Raw genomic sequence first — 14,579 nt, 5'->3', positions numbered from 1 at the left:
GGTCAGCGCGACCGGGGAATTTCCACTACTCTCCCGCCAGCTTGCGCTCATTCTTTTGCCGTAGCTTTTTCGCCCGACTCTCCAACAGTAGATAAGCCACTGTTGCCAGCAGCAGCGGCATAAAATAGTACAGCGCACGATAAGCGAGCAGGGCGGCAATAATCGCTCCGCGCGAGATATCTTCCCCCGAGAGCATGGCGATAAATACCGCTTCGAGCACGCCAATCCCGGCGGGGATATGCACGATGACCCCGGCAATACTGCTCACCAACAGCACCCCGAGCACGAGGAAGTAGTCAACCTGTTGGCCTAACAGCAGCCAGATTATTGCCCCCATCGCCATCCAGTTCAGGGTGGAAACTGCCATCTGCAACAGCGCGAATCGCCAGGAAGGCAGCACCAGGCGCTGGCCTTTTATCGTCAGATGACGCTTTTTGGCAAAAGCGCAGGCCCACAGATAAAACGCGGAAATCAGCAGCAAAACGATGCCCAGAATTTGCAGCGATTGCTGGCTGATATACCAGCGTTCGGGGACTTGTACCATTCCGGCGCTAAAGATGATGCCGCCGAGCAGAATATAGCCCAGCCAGTTGGTGGTGATGCTCAGCGAAAAGATGCGGGTAATGGTTCCACCGCTTAGGCCCAGACGCGAGTAGAGCCGGTAGCGCATGCCGATACCGCCCACCCAGGTGCTCAGCGTCAGGTTAAAGGCATAGCAAATAAATGACACCAGCATCACCTGGCGCTTTGCCAGCTTGTGGCCGCAATACACGCGCCCGAGCAGGTCATAACAGCCATAAATCAGGTAGCTGGCGATAACCAGCCCTATCGCGCTGAGCAAGGCGGTGCGGTTGTAATCGCGAATAACTTTCCACACTTCCTGCCAGTTAATTTTTTGCGCATAGACCACGAGAAGCACCGCAACGGCGATAAAAAACAGCACCGTGAGGATTTTTTTCGCCATCCGCCAGCGAGGGTGCGATTTCGCCATCAGGGCTTCACCTCCTGGTTTTCCGTCTCAACGCGATCCTGCGTTTCTATTTCTGGCTGTACCGGCGGCTGAACGCGCGACAGGAGCGGAGTGTGGGCCGGTAGCCAGCCCACCCAGGCCGGAAAGTGGCGCAGGAAGTGGAACGCCAGCACGCTAACGCCAAGCCGCCACCAGGTCCGTTTCGACAAAATGCTTTTATCAACCTGACGACAGTCGTTGGCAATCAGGCCGTTGAGATTGTCGCGCAGCGTCTGGTTAAATTCGCGGTCGTGGATAATCAGGTTGGCTTCCAGATTCAGCGACAGGCTAAGCGGGTCGAGGTTGCTGGAGCCGACGGTGGCCCAGTGGTCGTCCGCCAGCGCCACTTTGCCGTGTAGCGGGCGGCGGCGATATTCGAAAATCTGCACGCCGCCCTTCACCAGATAGTGATAGAGCAGGCGCGCGCCGAATTTGACTATCGGGATATCCGGCTCTCCCTGCACGATTAATTTGACACTAACGCCGCGGCGGGCGGCGTTGCGCATGGCGTGCAGCAGCCGATAGCCTGGAAAGAAGTAGGCGTTGGCGATAATCACTTCCCGGCGCGCGCTGGTCAGCATCTTCAGATAGTGACGTTCGATATCGTCGCGGTGCTCCTGGTTATCTCGCCAGATAAATAGCGCCTGGGCTTCGCCGGGATTACGGTTGATTTCAGGCTTATGCCGACGACGACGCCACCAGCGGCGCGTGGCTTCGCTGGTGGGCAGGTTTTCAAGTTCAAATTGCAGGATATCGAGCACCACTGGGCCCTCAACCTGAACGGCGTAATCCTGTTTGGCCTCCGGGCCGTAGTCGGTCATATGTTCTGCAGAGTAGTTAATTCCGCCGACAAAGGCGACAACGTCGTCGATAACGACGATTTTTCGGTGCATCCGGCGAAACAGGTTGGTGCGCATACCGAGCAGGCGCGGGCGCGGATCGTAGTAGCGGAAAATGACCCCCGCCGAGGTTAGCTCGCCGACAAAATCATCGCTTAAATCGGGCGAGCCGTAACCGTCCAGCAGCACTTCAACGCGCACCCCGCGCTGGGCGGCCTTAAGCAACACGGCATGGAGCTGCCTGCCGACGTCATCCTCAAACCAGATAAAAGATTCGAGAATGACCCGCTGCTGTGCGCGGCCAATCGCGGAAAAGACCGCCGGATAATAATTGTCGCCGTTTTCTAATAGCTGAATGCGGTTTCCTTCCTGCCAGCTGCATTTCACAGATGTATCTCCACGCTAAGCGGTGCATGATCGGACAAATGACGCCACTGTTTCAGGGCTAGCGTCTTCGGCTGGCTGGCGTGCGCATTTTTGACGTAGATGCGATCGAGGCGCAGCAGCGGGAAGTTGACCGGGAAAGTACGCGCCGGACGCCCTCTGGCGCGGGTGAAGATCTCCTCCAGCCCGGCCTGGGCTTTTAGCTGCCGATTAGCCTGCTGTCGCCAGTCGTTAAAATCACCTGCGACCACCACCGGGTCGCCCGCAGGCAAACTGTTCACCCAATCCGCCAGCATGGTCATCTGAGCCTGGCGCTGATTCGCGCGCAGTCCCAGATGCACGCAAATCAGATGAAGGGTTATCCCGCTTTCTGGCGGTACGATGCGGCAGTAGAGCAGACCGCGTTTTTCACTATCGCCGACGGATACATCAAGATTCTGGTAATGCGCGATGGGAAAACGCGAGAGCACCGCATTGCCATGATGCCCTTGTGGATAGACCGCGTTACGCCCGTAGGCGAAATCGTTCCATATTGTGTCGGCAAGGAATTCATAGTGTGGGGTCTCCGGCCAGTTCTTAATATTCAGCGGATGAATTTCATGCGCCCCCATCACCTCCTGCAAGCAAACGATATCGGCATTGACGCTGCGTACCGCTTCGCGCAATTCAGGCAAAATAAAGCGGCGATTAAACGCATTAAAGCCTTTATGGGTGTTAATTGTTAGCACGTTCAACGAAAATCGCGGCGTTTGTTCGTCCATATTTCTCCAGTCAATGTCACTTTCCTGAATGAAATAGTGTAGTAGAGGTCACAAAAAGATGCGGTGATACGGAATTTTCCGTAAAGTGCGGTACTCTGAGTAGCAGAGAAAAATCCTTCAGGAGAGAAGCCATGAAGTGGCAACAACGTGTACGCGTCGCAACGGGTCTTAGTTGCTGGCAGATTATGTTGCATCTACTGGTCGTGGCAGTACTGGTGATGGGTTGGATGAGCGGCGCGCTGGTTCGCGTCGGACTAGGTTTGTGCGTGCTGTACGGCGTCACGTTACTGTCGATGCTGTTTTTGCAGCGTCATCACGAAGAGCGCTGGCGTGATGTGGGTGATTTCCTTGAAGAACTCACCACCACCTGGTACTTCGGTGCGGCGGTTATCGCGTTATGGCTGTTGTCGCGCGTGCTGCACAATAACCTGCTGCTGGCCCTCGCCGGGCTGGTGATACTGGCAGGCCCGGCAGTGGTTTCGTTGCTGGCGAAAGATAAAAAATTACGCGATCTTTCTGCGGAACATCGCATACGCCGCTGAGCCGGTAGTGGCCGCTATGACCAATAGCGGCCACAAACTTCCCCACACAATCTCCAGACTCGCATCCTTCAGATAGATTTGCTTAGTGATATCAGTAAAGTGACGAATGGGGTTTACCCACGTTAAATTCTGTAGCCATACTGGCATATTCTCCACTGGCGAAACGTATCCGGATAGCAGGATCGCCGGCATCATAAAGACGAACACGCCAATAAACGCCTGCTGCTGCGTGGAGCACAGCGATGAAATCAGCAGCCCGAATCCCACCAGCGATAGCCCGTAAACAATCATCGTAAAGTAAAACAGCAGTAGCGATCCGGCGAAGGGGATTTGATAGGCCCAGATGCCGATCCCCAGCACGATGCTCGCCTGAAGAGTGGCGACAATCAGTGCAGGAACCGCTTTGCCAATAAAAATCTGCCAGGTCGCCAGTGGTGAAACCAGTAGCTGGTCGAGAGTGCCCTGCTCACGCTCGCGGGCTACGGATAGCGAGGTGACGATCATCACGCCGATGGTGGTGATCATGGCGATCAGCGACGGCACCACGAACCATTTATAGTCGAGGTTCGGGTTATACCAGTTGCGCACCACCAGCTCGCTGTTGTTCGGCTTCGCTTTACCTTCCAGCAGATCCTGCTGATAGTTTTTAACGATCTGCTGGAGGTAATTGGCGGCAATCTGCGCGCTGTTGGAGTTACGTCCGTCGAGCAAAAGCTGGAGCGGGGCGGTTTGGTTAGTGTCGAGATTACGTGAGAAATCTGCCGGGAAGCGCACGACCAGCAGCGCTTTTTGTTCATCGATGGTGGGTCTAATCTCCTGCGGGCTTTTCAGCAGCAGGACATGGGTGAAGGCTTTGGCGCGGGCGAAGCGCTGGGTTAGCTCCACCGCATGCTTGCCGCTATCTTCGTTGTAGATAGCGATGGTGGCGTTAGTCACCTCCAGCGTGGCGGCGAACGGAAACAGCAGTACCTGAATCAGCACCGGCATAATTAAAATCGCCCGCGTCTGCGGTTCGCGCAACAGCGATTGCAGTTCTTTGCGGATTAGTGTCCATAAGCGATGAAACATATCTATTCTCTCTTTGTGATCCCCGGAGGCGGTGCTGGCGCACCTGTCCGGGCTACAAGACCCGCAAACTACCGCCTTCGGCAAGTTAATCCAGGCGCCGCTTGGTTTTTATCCACGTCAGGCCAATAAACATTACCGCTGAGGCGATTAAAAACATCGTGTTCACCAGCAGCACTACGGGAATATTGCCCGCCAAAAACAGGCTTTGCAGGGTGCTGACAAAATAGCGCGCCGGGATCACATAGGTCACCGCGCGGATCACCGCTGGCATACTGTCTATCTGGAAAATAAACCCGGATAGCATAATCGATGGCAGAAATGCGGCATTCAGCGCCACCTGGGCGGCGTTGAACTGGTTGCGGGTAATGGTGGAAATCAGCAACCCCATTCCCAGCGTGCTTAGCAGAAACAGGCTGGTGATAAAAAACAGAATCACCAGCGAACCGCGAAAGGGCACGCCGAGAATAAACACCGCCACCAGCATGCACAGCAGCATCGCCAGCATGCCGAGGAAATAGTAGGGGATCAGCTTACACAGCAGTAGCTCGGCGCGGGTAATCTCGGTCGACAGCAGCGCCTCCATGGTGCCGCGCTCCCACTCGCGGGCCACCACCAGCGAGGTCAGGATCGCGCCGACCACCGTCATGATGATGGTAATCGCGCCGGGGATAATAAAATGTTGGCTAATGGCGGCCGGGTTAAACCAATAGCGCATCTGCACATCAATCAGCGGCTCGAAGGTTTCACCCCGATCTTCCGCTCGCTGCTGTTGCCAGATTTGCCAGATGCCTTCGATATAGCCCTGGGCGAAGTTGGCGGTATTCGGTTCGCTGCCGTCGGTGATAAGCTGGATTGGCGCATTGTCGCCGGGACGGGCCATCTTCTGGTCAAAATCCACCGGCACCACCACCAGCGCGCGGATCCGCCCGGCCTGCATCATTTGAATCAGTTGCTGGCGGTTGTCGCTGATGGTGGCGTCGATATAGGGCGAACCGGTCATGGTATGGACGAAATCCAGCGCCTCTTCGCTCTGCTGTTCCAGCAACACGCCGACCCGCAGTTTGCTGGAGTCGAGGTTAATTCCGTAGCCAAAGATAAACAGCAGCAGCAGCGGGATCACCACCGCAATCAGCCAACTGCTGGGGTCGCGGACGATCTGCCGTGTCTCCTTGACGCACAGGGCGCGCACGCGCCGCCATGCCAGGATTTTAGCGCTCACTGGCGTTCTCCTTATCCCAGTCATGGATGAGGGTAATAAATGCCTGTTCCATCGTCGGGTCAGGCTGTTCATCATCCGCCGCCATTGCTTTGAGATCGTCCGGCGTGCCGCTGGCGATAAGTTTGCCGCGATAGACCAGACCAATACGGTCGCAATACTCCGCCTCATCCATAAAGTGGGTGGTGACCATTACGGTCACTCCCTTATCCACCATGCTGTTGATATGCAGCCAGAACTCGCGGCGGGTAAGGGGATCGACGCCCGAAGTTGGCTCGTCCAGAAACAGAATATCCGGCTCATGCATCAGCGAACAGGCCAGCGCCAGGCGCTGCTTATAGCCGAGCGGCAGGTCGTCGGCGGCCTGCCGGGCGATACTTTTCAGGCCAAACGCCTCGCTCATGCTGGCGATTTTTTCGTTCTGCGCTTTGCCGCGCAGGCCATAAACGCCGGAGAAAAAGCGCAGGTTCTGCTCAACGGTGAGGTTGCCATACAGCGAAAATTTCTGTGCCATATAGCCCAGATGCTGGCGTGCCTTGCCAGAGCTGACTTTGAGGTCCATCCCCAGCACCAGTGCTTTGCCGGAGGTGGGGACCAGCAGGCCGCACATCATCTTAAAGGTGGTGGACTTGCCCGCGCCGTTAGGGCCGAGGAGTCCGAAGATTTCTCCACGCTTGACCTGAAAATCGACGTGGTCGGTGGCGGCAAAATCACCAAATTTTTTGGTCAGGGTTTGCGCTTCAATCACCGTGTCGTCATGGGAGCCTTCCACGGTGTGGATAATTTTCCCCAGCGGCGATTCAGCCGTACCCGCGCCGCCCAGCAGGTCGATGAACGCATCTTCAAAACGCGGTGCGGTTTCAGCTACCTCCAGCGGCGGCATGTCGGCTGCGTTTTGCACTTCGCGGATATTGACCTCTTTTTTGAGGATTAGGCGCACCGATTTGCCCTGAATCACGCCATCGCTCACCTGTGGCAGCTTCAGCGCCCGCTGTAGCAGGCGGCGGTTATTTTCCTCGGTGCTGGAGATCAAAAAGCTGCGTCCAGCCATGGTCTGCGTCAGCTCTTTGGGCGCGCCCTGATACAACAGCTGGCCTTCGTTCATCAGCAGCACGTCGCGGCACTGTTCGGCTTCGTCGAGATAGGAGGTGCTCCAGAGGATCAGCATTCCATCGCCCGCCAGTTCGTGGACCATTTGCCACAGTTCGCGGCGTGAGATGGGGTCAACGCCGACGCCGGGTTCGTCCAGCAGCAGCACTTTCGGTTCACCGACGAGGGTGCAGGCGAGGCCGAGTTTCTGCTTCATACCGCCGGAGAGCTTGCCCGCCAGACGGCCAGTAAAGGGGCCCAAAGAGGTAAACTCCAGCAGCCGGGCGAAGGTTTTCTCTCGTGCTTCGCCGGTGACGCTGCGCAGGTCGGCGTAGAGGGTCAGGTTTTCCATCACCGTCAGATCTTCATACAGGCCAAATTTCTGCGGCATATAACCGAGCACCGCGTGCAGGGCGCTATCATCGGCAATGGGGTCAAAACCAATGACCTGTGCGCTGCCGCTGTCGGCTTTGAGCAGACCGGCGAGCATACGCATCAGGGTGGTTTTCCCCGCGCCATCGGGGCCAACCAGCCCGGTCACATAGCCGGAGTGAATGGTGCAGTCCAGCGGCGCGACGGCCGGGCGGTCCATGCCGGCGAAACGCCGGGTCAGCCCGCGCAGCGTGATAACGTCTTCGCTCATTGGCTGTTTCCGTTGCTGAAAGCGACGGTCACCGGCATCCCCTGACGCAGCGCGCCGTCGGCATCGGTGACCACAATCCGCAGGCGATAAACCAGGTCGGTGCGCAGGTCCGGGGTCTCGACGGTTTTCGGCGTAAATTCAGCCACAGGAGAGACAAAGCCGATTTTGCCACGGTAAGGTTGATTCGGACGGCTATCGGTATAGAGCAAGACTTCACGCCCCGGTTGGGCCTGGCCGAGATTTTTTTCATCGACGTAGGCGCGTACCCAAACCGGATGGGTTAATGATAGCGTCATCACCGTGCCGCCTGCGCTGAGCATACTGCCTGGCTCCACGGCGCGGGTCATCAGGGTGCCGTCGGACGGCGCGGTCAGCGTGGTATCGTGCAGATCGAGTTTCGCCTGCGCCAGCGCGGCCTGAGCCTGTTCGAGGCTGGCTTTGGCCTGGGCTATCTCCTGCGGACGGTTACCGGCGCGGTACTGGCGCAGTTTATCCTGGGCTGATTTCAGCGTGGCCTGTGCCTGGTCGCGTGAGGAGCGCGCGTTCTCAAGGTCATTCGCGGAGATAGCGCTGCTTTTACGCAGCCCCAACTGGCGTTGATAGAAGTTCTGCGCATAGGCGTAAGCCGCCTGGGCCTGGTTAACCGCGGCGGCAGCCTGGGCAATTTCTTCCGAGCGATAGCCCGCCATCATTAGGTCGTACTGCGCCTGGGCCGTAGAAACGTTGGCCTGCGCCTGCTGGAGGGCATTTTCATAAGGGGCGCGATCCAGCTCGCCCAGCGTTTGCCCGGTTTTAATCGCATCGCCCTCATCGACGCTTAGCGACGCCAGCCGTCCTCCCACCCGGAAGCTCAGGTTAACGGTACGAATATCCACGTTGCCATACAGGGTGAGCGCTTTTTGCTGGCTGCTTTGATACCACCACCAGCCGCCGCCGATCACAGCAGCCATCAGGAGAAGCAGTAGAACGACGATGAGCGGTTTTTTCATGACTCCAGACTCCTTTGCGATAATCCTTGCAGAACGAAATCAACGTGGCAGGTGATGACCTGAATGATTTGCTCGGTTTTTTCTTGATCAAACTCAGCCCAACCGGCGCGACGCAGCACCGTTTCCCGAACAAGACGAAACGCGAGAACTTCCCCCAGCAGCGCGTGGGTGTGAAGGATCATTTGCGTGCTGTCTGCGTTAAGGCCGGTATAAGCGGCGATTAAACGGGTTAGGTGGCAGTGTAGCGGAGCAATGACCTGGTCGTGGATGAGCTGATAGGCGGGCGTCGGCGACAACTGCTCGCGGGAGATGAATTTGCTCAAATTGACCGTGTCTTCCTGGGTCAGCAGTAAAATCATATTCTGGCAGGCGCGTAGAATCAGAGTGCGCATTGCGGCTTTATCCGCAGCGGGCTGGGCCAGCAGTTCCTCTGCCGCCTGTGCATGAGGGCGAAAATTATTGCCGATAAAGTCGGCAATCCACTGGGCGCAGGCGAGGTACAAATCGTCCTTCGAACCGAAATAGTAGGTGATAGCGGCGATATTCTGTCCGGCCTGGGCGGCGATATCGCGGGTTGTGGCGTGCTGGCCGTATTCGCCGAACTGGGCGATAGCGGCAGCGATAAGCTGGCTTTTAGCCTGCTCGCCTTTGCTGGTAATGGGGGTCGTTGTCATCGCGCTAAAAAAGTTAATCAATCGATTGATTAACTTTAGGCGCGTATCTGAAGTTTGTCCACCGTCGGATGTTAAATATAAAACCCTTCTCGACTCAGCTCTTCAGAAACCCAATTAAAGAATATTTTCACTTTCTCTTTTTGCTCATTGGTATGGGGTAAAACGAAATGATGGGCGTTGACCGGCATACTTACGTCGGTGGTAAATACGGTGGTCAGATGCTGCTGATTAACGCTCTGTCCGGCTAACAGATTGCTTTCCAGAATAATGCCCATCCCCATACGCGCCGCCTCAATGCTCATATAGGAACGGTCAAAATTAAAAATAAAGTTTTTATTCCAGCCGCGAACCTTGTGCCAGGACAGCCAGTTGCTCCAGTTGATCAGCGTGCTATCTGAATGAATAAGATCGCAGGTCAGTAAATCTTCAATGATCTGAATATCATGATCAACTAAATAAGATGATGATGTATAAGGGAGCACGCGCTCATTTTTTATAGTCTTGACCACCAGGGTCGGCCATTGTGAAAGCCCGTGGCGAATATCGATATCAATATTATCGCGGGAGAACTGGATGCTTTCATAAGAGCAAGTCAGGCTAATTTTAAGATCCGGCCACGCCTGGCGAAATTTATTAAGGCGGGGCATCAGCCACAATAAACCAAAACTAGGTGCTGAATGAATACGCAAATAATCCTGGTGGATGTCATTAATCACCTGATTGGTGGCCTGACCAATTATATTTAATGCCCCGGAAACCTCTTTAAGATATTTTTCGCCAATAGTGGTTAATATCACTCCTTTACTGCTGCGAGAAAACAGCTTTTTTCCCAAATACTGTTCCAGGCTGGCTATCTGATGGCTGACAGCCGAAGCGGTAATATTGAGATTTTCAGCGGCCAGATTGAGGCTGCCGGTATCGGCAACTTCAATGAAAGCCTGAATGTTGCGTAAGGAAGGCATCGGCAGGCTTTTATTTTGAATCGGTTGACTCATCCTTTCCTCCTGTGAACGGGATAAATTTTTATTACCCAAAAGAAGTATGCAGACCAATTATCCCAGGAATTGTAGGAAAGCATAACATAGCCAAAAAATAAATTATGCAGGAATCCGTGATGAAGCTAACAGTTTTAAGCGTAGAGCCCGGCATCAAACTTATTCACAGGAATTTGAATGCAGTCACGAAGTAAATTTTTCTCACTCATAATTGAGGTTTTTTGAATACCCTTTCTTTTTTGGGTTGTTATATTGCAACCACAGGCCTGATAACAAGGCGCGATGCAGCAAGATTCGCGAAAAAAACATAAAACAATAATGAGGATACCCTATGTCACGTATAGATACTGTGGTCTGTACTGACGCCAGGAAGACAAAATATCGTTTCGTCGTTTTGGCGATGATTTTCCTGGTGTATGCAATAAATTATGCTGACAGGACGAATATTGGCGCGGTACTGCCTTTCATCATTGATGAGTTTCACATCAATAACTTTGAAGCCGGCGCGATTGCCAGTATGTTTTTCCTCGGCTATGCCGTAAGTCAGATACCGGCGGGCTTCTTTATCACGAAGCGTGGTACCCGAGGGTTGGTTTCGCTGTCGATTTTTGGTTTTTCTGCATTTACCTGGCTGATGGGCACGGTGAGTTCCGTTTTTGGCCTCAAGATGGTGCGCCTGGGATTGGGGCTTAGCGAAGGGCCGTGCCCGGTGGGGCTGGCTTCGACGATTAATAACTGGTTCCCGCCGAAAGAGAAAGCCACGGCAACGGGCGTTTATATCGCTGCCACCATGTTTGCGCCGATCATTGTACCGCCGCTGGCTGTGTGGATTGCGGTGACCTGGGGCTGGAGGTGGGTCTTTTTCTCCTTTGCGATACCAGGGATTGTCGCGGCGATAGCGTGGTACCTGTTGGTTAAGTCAAAGCCTTCGGAGAGCGGATTTGTTTCGCAAGGCGAACTGGAAGAGATTAATGCCGGACGCGATAGCGATAAAAACGCTGTGCGGGAAAATATATTAATTGCCGACCGATTCACCTTGCTGGATAAAATTATCCGGGTGAAAAAGATGGCACCTATTGATACGGCGAAAGGCTTATTTACCTCGAAAAATATTCTTGGCGACTGTCTGGCCTATTTTATGATGGTTAGCGTGTTGTATGGTTTATTAACCTGGATTCCGCTGTATTTAGTCAAAGAGCGTGGCTTTGATGTGATGAGCATGGGCTTTGTGGCAAGTATGCCATGCATCGGTGGTTTTATTGGCGCAATTGGTGGTGGATGGATTTCAGATAAATTATTAGGCCGCCGCCGTAAGCCAACCATGATGTTCACCGCTATCTCAACGGTCGTCATGATGCTCATTATGTTGAATATTCCGGCGAGCACTTGGGCAGTTTGCGTTGGATTATTCTTCGTGGGTTTATGTTTGAATATCGGCTGGCCGGCTTTTACCGCCTACGGTATGGCTGTTTCGGATACGAAAACATATCCGATCGCCTCTTCTATTATTAATAGCGGCGGCAACCTCGGCGGATTCGTTGCCCCAATGGCTGCGGGGTTCTTACTCGACCAGACTGGTAGCTTTAATTCAGTCTTCACCTATTTTGGTATCTGCGCCGCAATAGGTCTGGTGGTTATTTTATTTCTTGATGAACCACAGTAATGGAAAATGTTTCTGTCAATTAATATGACGTAAAGTCATGGAGTGAAAATATGTTATTAAAAGATAAAGTCGCCATTATTACGGGCGCGGCTTCCGTACGCGGTTTGGGTTTTGCAACAGCGAAATTATTTGCCGAAAACGGCGCCAAAGTGGTCATTATCGACCTCAATGGCGAAGCCAGTCAAACCGCCGCTGCGGCATTAGGCGAAGGCCATCTTGGTCTCGCAGCAAATGTCGCTGATGAAGTTCAGGTGCAGGCGGCGATTGAGCAAATTATGGCGAAATACGGTCGGGTTGACGTGCTGGTCAATAACGCAGGTATTACTCAGCCGCTGAAGCTAATGGATATTAAGCGCGCCAACTATGATGCGGTGCTGGACGTCAGCCTGCGCGGCACGCTGCTGATGTCGCAGGCGGTGATTCCGGTAATGCGGGCGCAGAAATCCGGCAGCATCGTCTGCATCTCTTCCGTTTCCGCCCAGCGTGGCGGCGGTATTTTCGGCGGCCCGCACTACAGCGCGGCAAAAGCTGGCGTGTTGGGGCTGGCGAGGGCGATGGCGCGTGAGCTGGGACCAGATAACGTCCGCGTCAACTGTATCACCCCTGGGCTGATTCAGACTGATATTACCGCCGGTAAGCTGACCGATGAAATGACCACCAATATTCTCGCCGGGATCCCGATGAATCGCCTTGGTGATGCTGTGGACATCGCACGTGCTGCGCTGTTCCTCGGAAGCTACCTCTCGTCCTACTCCACCGGCATTACCCTGGACGTCAACGGCGGCATGTTAATCCACTAAGCGAGGCAATCAGATGAAGACGACCGAATCACAAAAAGTTGCCGCTGCGGCGTGGCGTATCCGTCGCTATGCTCTGCGAATGGGGGAAGTTCAGGGGCAGGGCTATATTGGCCAGGCGCTGGGTTATGCTGATGTGCTGGCGACCGCATTCAGCCATGCAATGAGTTATCGTCCGCAAGACCCTGAGTGGGAAGGGCGCGACCGCTTCCTGCTCTCTCACGGTCACTACGCCATCGCTTATTATGCGGCGCTGCTGGAGGCGGGAATTATCCCGGAGGAGGAGTTGGAAACCTACGGTTCCGATGATAGCCGCCTGCCGATGTCAGGAATGGCAACCTATACGCCAGCGATGGAGATGTCTGGCGGTTCTTTAGGGCAAGGGCTGTCTATCGCCGTGGGGATGGCGCTCGGGCTGAGGCAAAAGGGAAGCGCGTCGTGGGTCTATAACTCGATGTCGGATGGTGAACTGGACGAAGGTTCAACCTGGGAAGCGGCGATGTCGGCGGCTCACTATGGGCTGACCAATCTTATTAACATCGTCGATGTGAACAAACAGCAGGCCGATGGCGATTCGCGCAAAATTCTCGGCTTTGAACCGCTACACGAGAAATGGGCCGCCTTCGGCTGGTACGTGCAGCGTGTGGACGGCAACGATCAGGCTGCGGTGATTGCCGCCTTTGACAACGCGAAAAACCATCCAGGCGAACAGCCGCGAGTCATTCTTTGCGACACGCTGATGGGTAAAGGCGTACCGTTCCTTGAAACCCGCGATAAGAACCATTTTATACGCGTCGATGCCGATGAATGGCAAAAAGCGATTGCGGTGCTGGATGCCAACAAACCGGAAGGAGTGCTGTAATGAGCCAGACTACTCAGAAACCCCGTTTAAAAACGTCTGCAATGATCGCTTCAATCGCCGATGAAGATCAGGTGACCGTTCCTGCACCGTTTGGTGTCGCGCTCTCTAAGCTGGCGGCACAACGCCCGGAAATCGTCGGTATGACCGCCGACCTGTCGAAGTATACCGACCTGCATATTTTCGCCCAGGCCTTTCCGGATCGCTTCTTCCAGATGGGGATGGCGGAACAGCTGCTGATGGGGGCCGCTGGGGGAATGGCGAAAGAGGGATTTATCCCTTTCGCCACCACCTACGCCGCTTTTGCTACCCGACGGGCCTATGATTTTATCCATCAGGTTATCGCCGAAGAGCATCTGAACGTGAAAATCTGCGCGGCGTTGCCGGGTCTTACCACCGGTTACGGGCCAAGTCATCAGGCAACGGAAGACTTGGTGATTATGCGCGGCATCCCCGGCATGGTGATAGTTGATCCTTGTGATGCGCTGGAGATAGAACAGGCGGTACCGGCCATCGCCGATCATAACGGCCCGGTTTATATGCGCCTGCTGCGCGGCAGGGTACCGCTGGTGTTGGATAAATATGACTATCAGTTCGAACTGGGCAAAGCGAAGCTGCTGGAGGACGGTAACGATGTGCTGATTATCTCTTCCGGGCTGATGACCATGCGCGCTCTTGAAACGGTGGAGAAACTGCGCGCCGACAATATCAGCGTGGCGGTGCTGCACGTGCCGACAATCAAACCACTTGATGAAAAAGCGATTATTGAGCAAGCCTCGAAGCCAGGTCGTCTGGTGGTCACTGCGGAAAACCACACCTCAGTCGGTGGGTTGGGAGAAGCGGTCGCCGCGCTGCTGATGCGTAAAGGCGTGCGCTGCGAGCTGGATACGGTTGGCCTGCCCGACGAGTTCCTGCTGGCTGGCGCGCTGCCGACGCTACATGACCGCTATGGTATATCTACCGCGATGATGGTCGAAAAAATTAAGTATCGTCTGCGTTAATCGCTTTCGCCGCCGCGTTCTGCGGCGGCGCTTTTCTGTTTCCGTTCGAG

14 protein-coding genes are annotated in these 14,579 nt (G+C 54.7%); 5 read left to right on the top strand and 9 right to left on the bottom strand.

Going from position 1 to position 14,579, the window contains the following annotated elements; all coding sequences use genetic code 11:
• Positions 1-25: 25 nt before the first annotated feature.
• From ACMYSL_RS19650 to ACMYSL_RS19640, 3 genes are read right to left on the bottom strand one after another with little or no spacing between them, the layout of a single operon-like run.
• Positions 26-991, bottom strand: coding sequence for a lysylphosphatidylglycerol synthase domain-containing protein (locus ACMYSL_RS19650; RefSeq protein WP_304257190.1), 966 nt, complete (start codon positions 989-991; stop codon positions 26-28).
• On the bottom strand, positions 991-2,235 hold the full coding sequence (clsB, locus tag ACMYSL_RS19645; protein WP_182237363.1) for a cardiolipin synthase ClsB: 1,245 nt from the start codon (positions 2,233-2,235) through the stop codon (positions 991-993). The genes ACMYSL_RS19650 and clsB overlap by 1 nt, the downstream gene beginning before the upstream one ends.
• Complete coding sequence (locus tag ACMYSL_RS19640; RefSeq protein WP_182237365.1) at positions 2,232-2,993, bottom strand: endonuclease/exonuclease/phosphatase family protein; 762 nt, start codon at positions 2,991-2,993, stop codon at positions 2,232-2,234. The genes clsB and ACMYSL_RS19640 overlap by 4 nt, the downstream gene beginning before the upstream one ends.
• A 131-nt stretch (positions 2,994-3,124) precedes the next feature.
• Between ACMYSL_RS19640 and ACMYSL_RS19635 the strand changes: the two genes are divergently transcribed.
• The gene (locus ACMYSL_RS19635) at positions 3,125-3,535 is read left to right on the top strand and encodes a YbhQ family protein (protein ID WP_181482931.1); all 411 of its coding nucleotides are present in this window, start codon (positions 3,125-3,127) and stop codon (positions 3,533-3,535) included.
• Here ACMYSL_RS19635 and ACMYSL_RS19630 read toward each other — a convergent pair.
• The 6 genes from ACMYSL_RS19630 to ACMYSL_RS19605 form a co-directional block, all read right to left on the bottom strand.
• The gene (locus ACMYSL_RS19630; RefSeq protein WP_181482930.1) at positions 3,497-4,603 is read right to left on the bottom strand and encodes an ABC transporter permease; all 1,107 of its coding nucleotides are present in this window, start codon (positions 4,601-4,603) and stop codon (positions 3,497-3,499) included. The genes ACMYSL_RS19635 and ACMYSL_RS19630 overlap by 39 nt on opposite strands.
• 85 nt (positions 4,604-4,688) lie before the next feature.
• Positions 4,689-5,846: an ABC transporter permease gene (locus ACMYSL_RS19625; protein WP_434659643.1), complete on the bottom strand. Its 1,158-nt coding sequence runs from the start codon at positions 5,844-5,846 to the stop codon at positions 4,689-4,691.
• On the bottom strand, positions 5,812-7,551 hold the full coding sequence (locus tag ACMYSL_RS19620) for an ATP-binding cassette domain-containing protein (RefSeq protein WP_434659641.1): 1,740 nt from the start codon (positions 7,549-7,551) through the stop codon (positions 5,812-5,814). Before ACMYSL_RS19620 ends, ACMYSL_RS19625 begins: the two co-directional genes overlap by 35 nt.
• Complete coding sequence (gene hlyD / locus ACMYSL_RS19615; protein WP_434659639.1) at positions 7,548-8,540, bottom strand: secretion protein HlyD; 993 nt, start codon at positions 8,538-8,540, stop codon at positions 7,548-7,550. The genes ACMYSL_RS19620 and hlyD overlap by 4 nt, the downstream gene beginning before the upstream one ends.
• A complete protein-coding gene (gene cecR / locus ACMYSL_RS19610; RefSeq protein WP_304260873.1) occupies positions 8,537-9,214 on the bottom strand; it encodes a transcriptional regulator CecR in 678 nt (225 codons plus the stop codon). The genes hlyD and cecR overlap by 4 nt, the downstream gene beginning before the upstream one ends.
• Before the next feature lie 71 nt (positions 9,215-9,285).
• Positions 9,286-10,209 (bottom strand): LysR substrate-binding domain-containing protein, encoded by a 924-nt coding sequence (locus ACMYSL_RS19605; protein ID WP_434659635.1) that lies wholly within the window; start codon positions 10,207-10,209, stop codon positions 9,286-9,288.
• Positions 10,210-10,540: 331 nt separating this feature from the next.
• Between ACMYSL_RS19605 and ACMYSL_RS19600 the strand changes: the two genes are divergently transcribed.
• Genes ACMYSL_RS19600 through ACMYSL_RS19585 form a run of 4 tightly spaced genes read left to right on the top strand, consistent with a single transcriptional unit; the run spans position 10,541 to position 14,529 of the window.
• Positions 10,541-11,872 carry an MFS transporter gene (locus ACMYSL_RS19600; RefSeq protein WP_434659633.1) on the top strand — a complete coding sequence of 444 codons (1,332 nt, stop codon included), beginning with the start codon at positions 10,541-10,543 and terminating at the stop codon, positions 11,870-11,872.
• A 50-nt stretch (positions 11,873-11,922) separates the two neighbouring features.
• The gene (locus ACMYSL_RS19595; RefSeq protein ID WP_434659631.1) at positions 11,923-12,672 is read left to right on the top strand and encodes an SDR family NAD(P)-dependent oxidoreductase; all 750 of its coding nucleotides are present in this window, start codon (positions 11,923-11,925) and stop codon (positions 12,670-12,672) included.
• 13 nt (positions 12,673-12,685) lie between these two features.
• Positions 12,686-13,531, top strand: coding sequence for a transketolase (locus tag ACMYSL_RS19590; RefSeq protein WP_434659629.1), 846 nt, complete (start codon positions 12,686-12,688; stop codon positions 13,529-13,531).
• Positions 13,531-14,529, top strand: a complete 999-nt coding sequence (locus ACMYSL_RS19585) for a transketolase family protein (protein ID WP_434659627.1) — start codon at positions 13,531-13,533, stop codon at positions 14,527-14,529. The genes ACMYSL_RS19590 and ACMYSL_RS19585 overlap by 1 nt, the downstream gene beginning before the upstream one ends.
• Positions 14,530-14,579: the final 50 nt, after the last annotated feature.

Source organism: Klebsiella sp. MISC125, assembly GCF_051131775.1.
GTDB lineage: Bacteria > Pseudomonadota > Gammaproteobacteria > Enterobacterales > Enterobacteriaceae > Klebsiella.
Note: the sequence above shows the minus strand (reverse complement) of the source record. Positions and strands in the feature narration are given on the sequence as shown.

What these genes read in the sequence shown, in the direction of transcription:
- ACMYSL_RS19600 (WP_434659633.1), top strand. Translation starts at nt 10,541, where the DNA reads ATGTCACGTATAGATACTGTGGTCTGTACTGACGCCAGGAAGACAAAA.
- ACMYSL_RS19595 (WP_434659631.1), top strand. Translation starts at nt 11,923, where the DNA reads ATGTTATTAAAAGATAAAGTCGCCATTATTACGGGCGCGGCTTCCGTA.
- cecR (WP_304260873.1), bottom strand. Translation starts at nt 9,214, where the DNA reads ATGACAACGACCCCCATTACCAGCAAAGGCGAGCAGGCTAAAAGCCAG.
- ACMYSL_RS19605 (WP_434659635.1), bottom strand. Translation starts at nt 10,209, where the DNA reads ATGAGTCAACCGATTCAAAATAAAAGCCTGCCGATGCCTTCCTTACGC.
- ACMYSL_RS19650 (WP_304257190.1), bottom strand. Translation starts at nt 991, where the DNA reads ATGGCGAAATCGCACCCTCGCTGGCGGATGGCGAAAAAAATCCTCACG.
- ACMYSL_RS19590 (WP_434659629.1), top strand. Translation starts at nt 12,686, where the DNA reads ATGAAGACGACCGAATCACAAAAAGTTGCCGCTGCGGCGTGGCGTATC.
- ACMYSL_RS19635 (WP_181482931.1), top strand. Translation starts at nt 3,125, where the DNA reads ATGAAGTGGCAACAACGTGTACGCGTCGCAACGGGTCTTAGTTGCTGG.
- ACMYSL_RS19625 (WP_434659643.1), bottom strand. Translation starts at nt 5,846, where the DNA reads ATGACTGGGATAAGGAGAACGCCAGTGAGCGCTAAAATCCTGGCATGG.
- ACMYSL_RS19630 (WP_181482930.1), bottom strand. Translation starts at nt 4,603, where the DNA reads ATGTTTCATCGCTTATGGACACTAATCCGCAAAGAACTGCAATCGCTG.
- ACMYSL_RS19620 (WP_434659641.1), bottom strand. Translation starts at nt 7,551, where the DNA reads ATGAGCGAAGACGTTATCACGCTGCGCGGGCTGACCCGGCGTTTCGCC.
- hlyD (WP_434659639.1), bottom strand. Translation starts at nt 8,540, where the DNA reads ATGAAAAAACCGCTCATCGTCGTTCTACTGCTTCTCCTGATGGCTGCT.
- ACMYSL_RS19585 (WP_434659627.1), top strand. Translation starts at nt 13,531, where the DNA reads ATGAGCCAGACTACTCAGAAACCCCGTTTAAAAACGTCTGCAATGATC.
- ACMYSL_RS19640 (WP_182237365.1), bottom strand. Translation starts at nt 2,993, where the DNA reads ATGGACGAACAAACGCCGCGATTTTCGTTGAACGTGCTAACAATTAAC.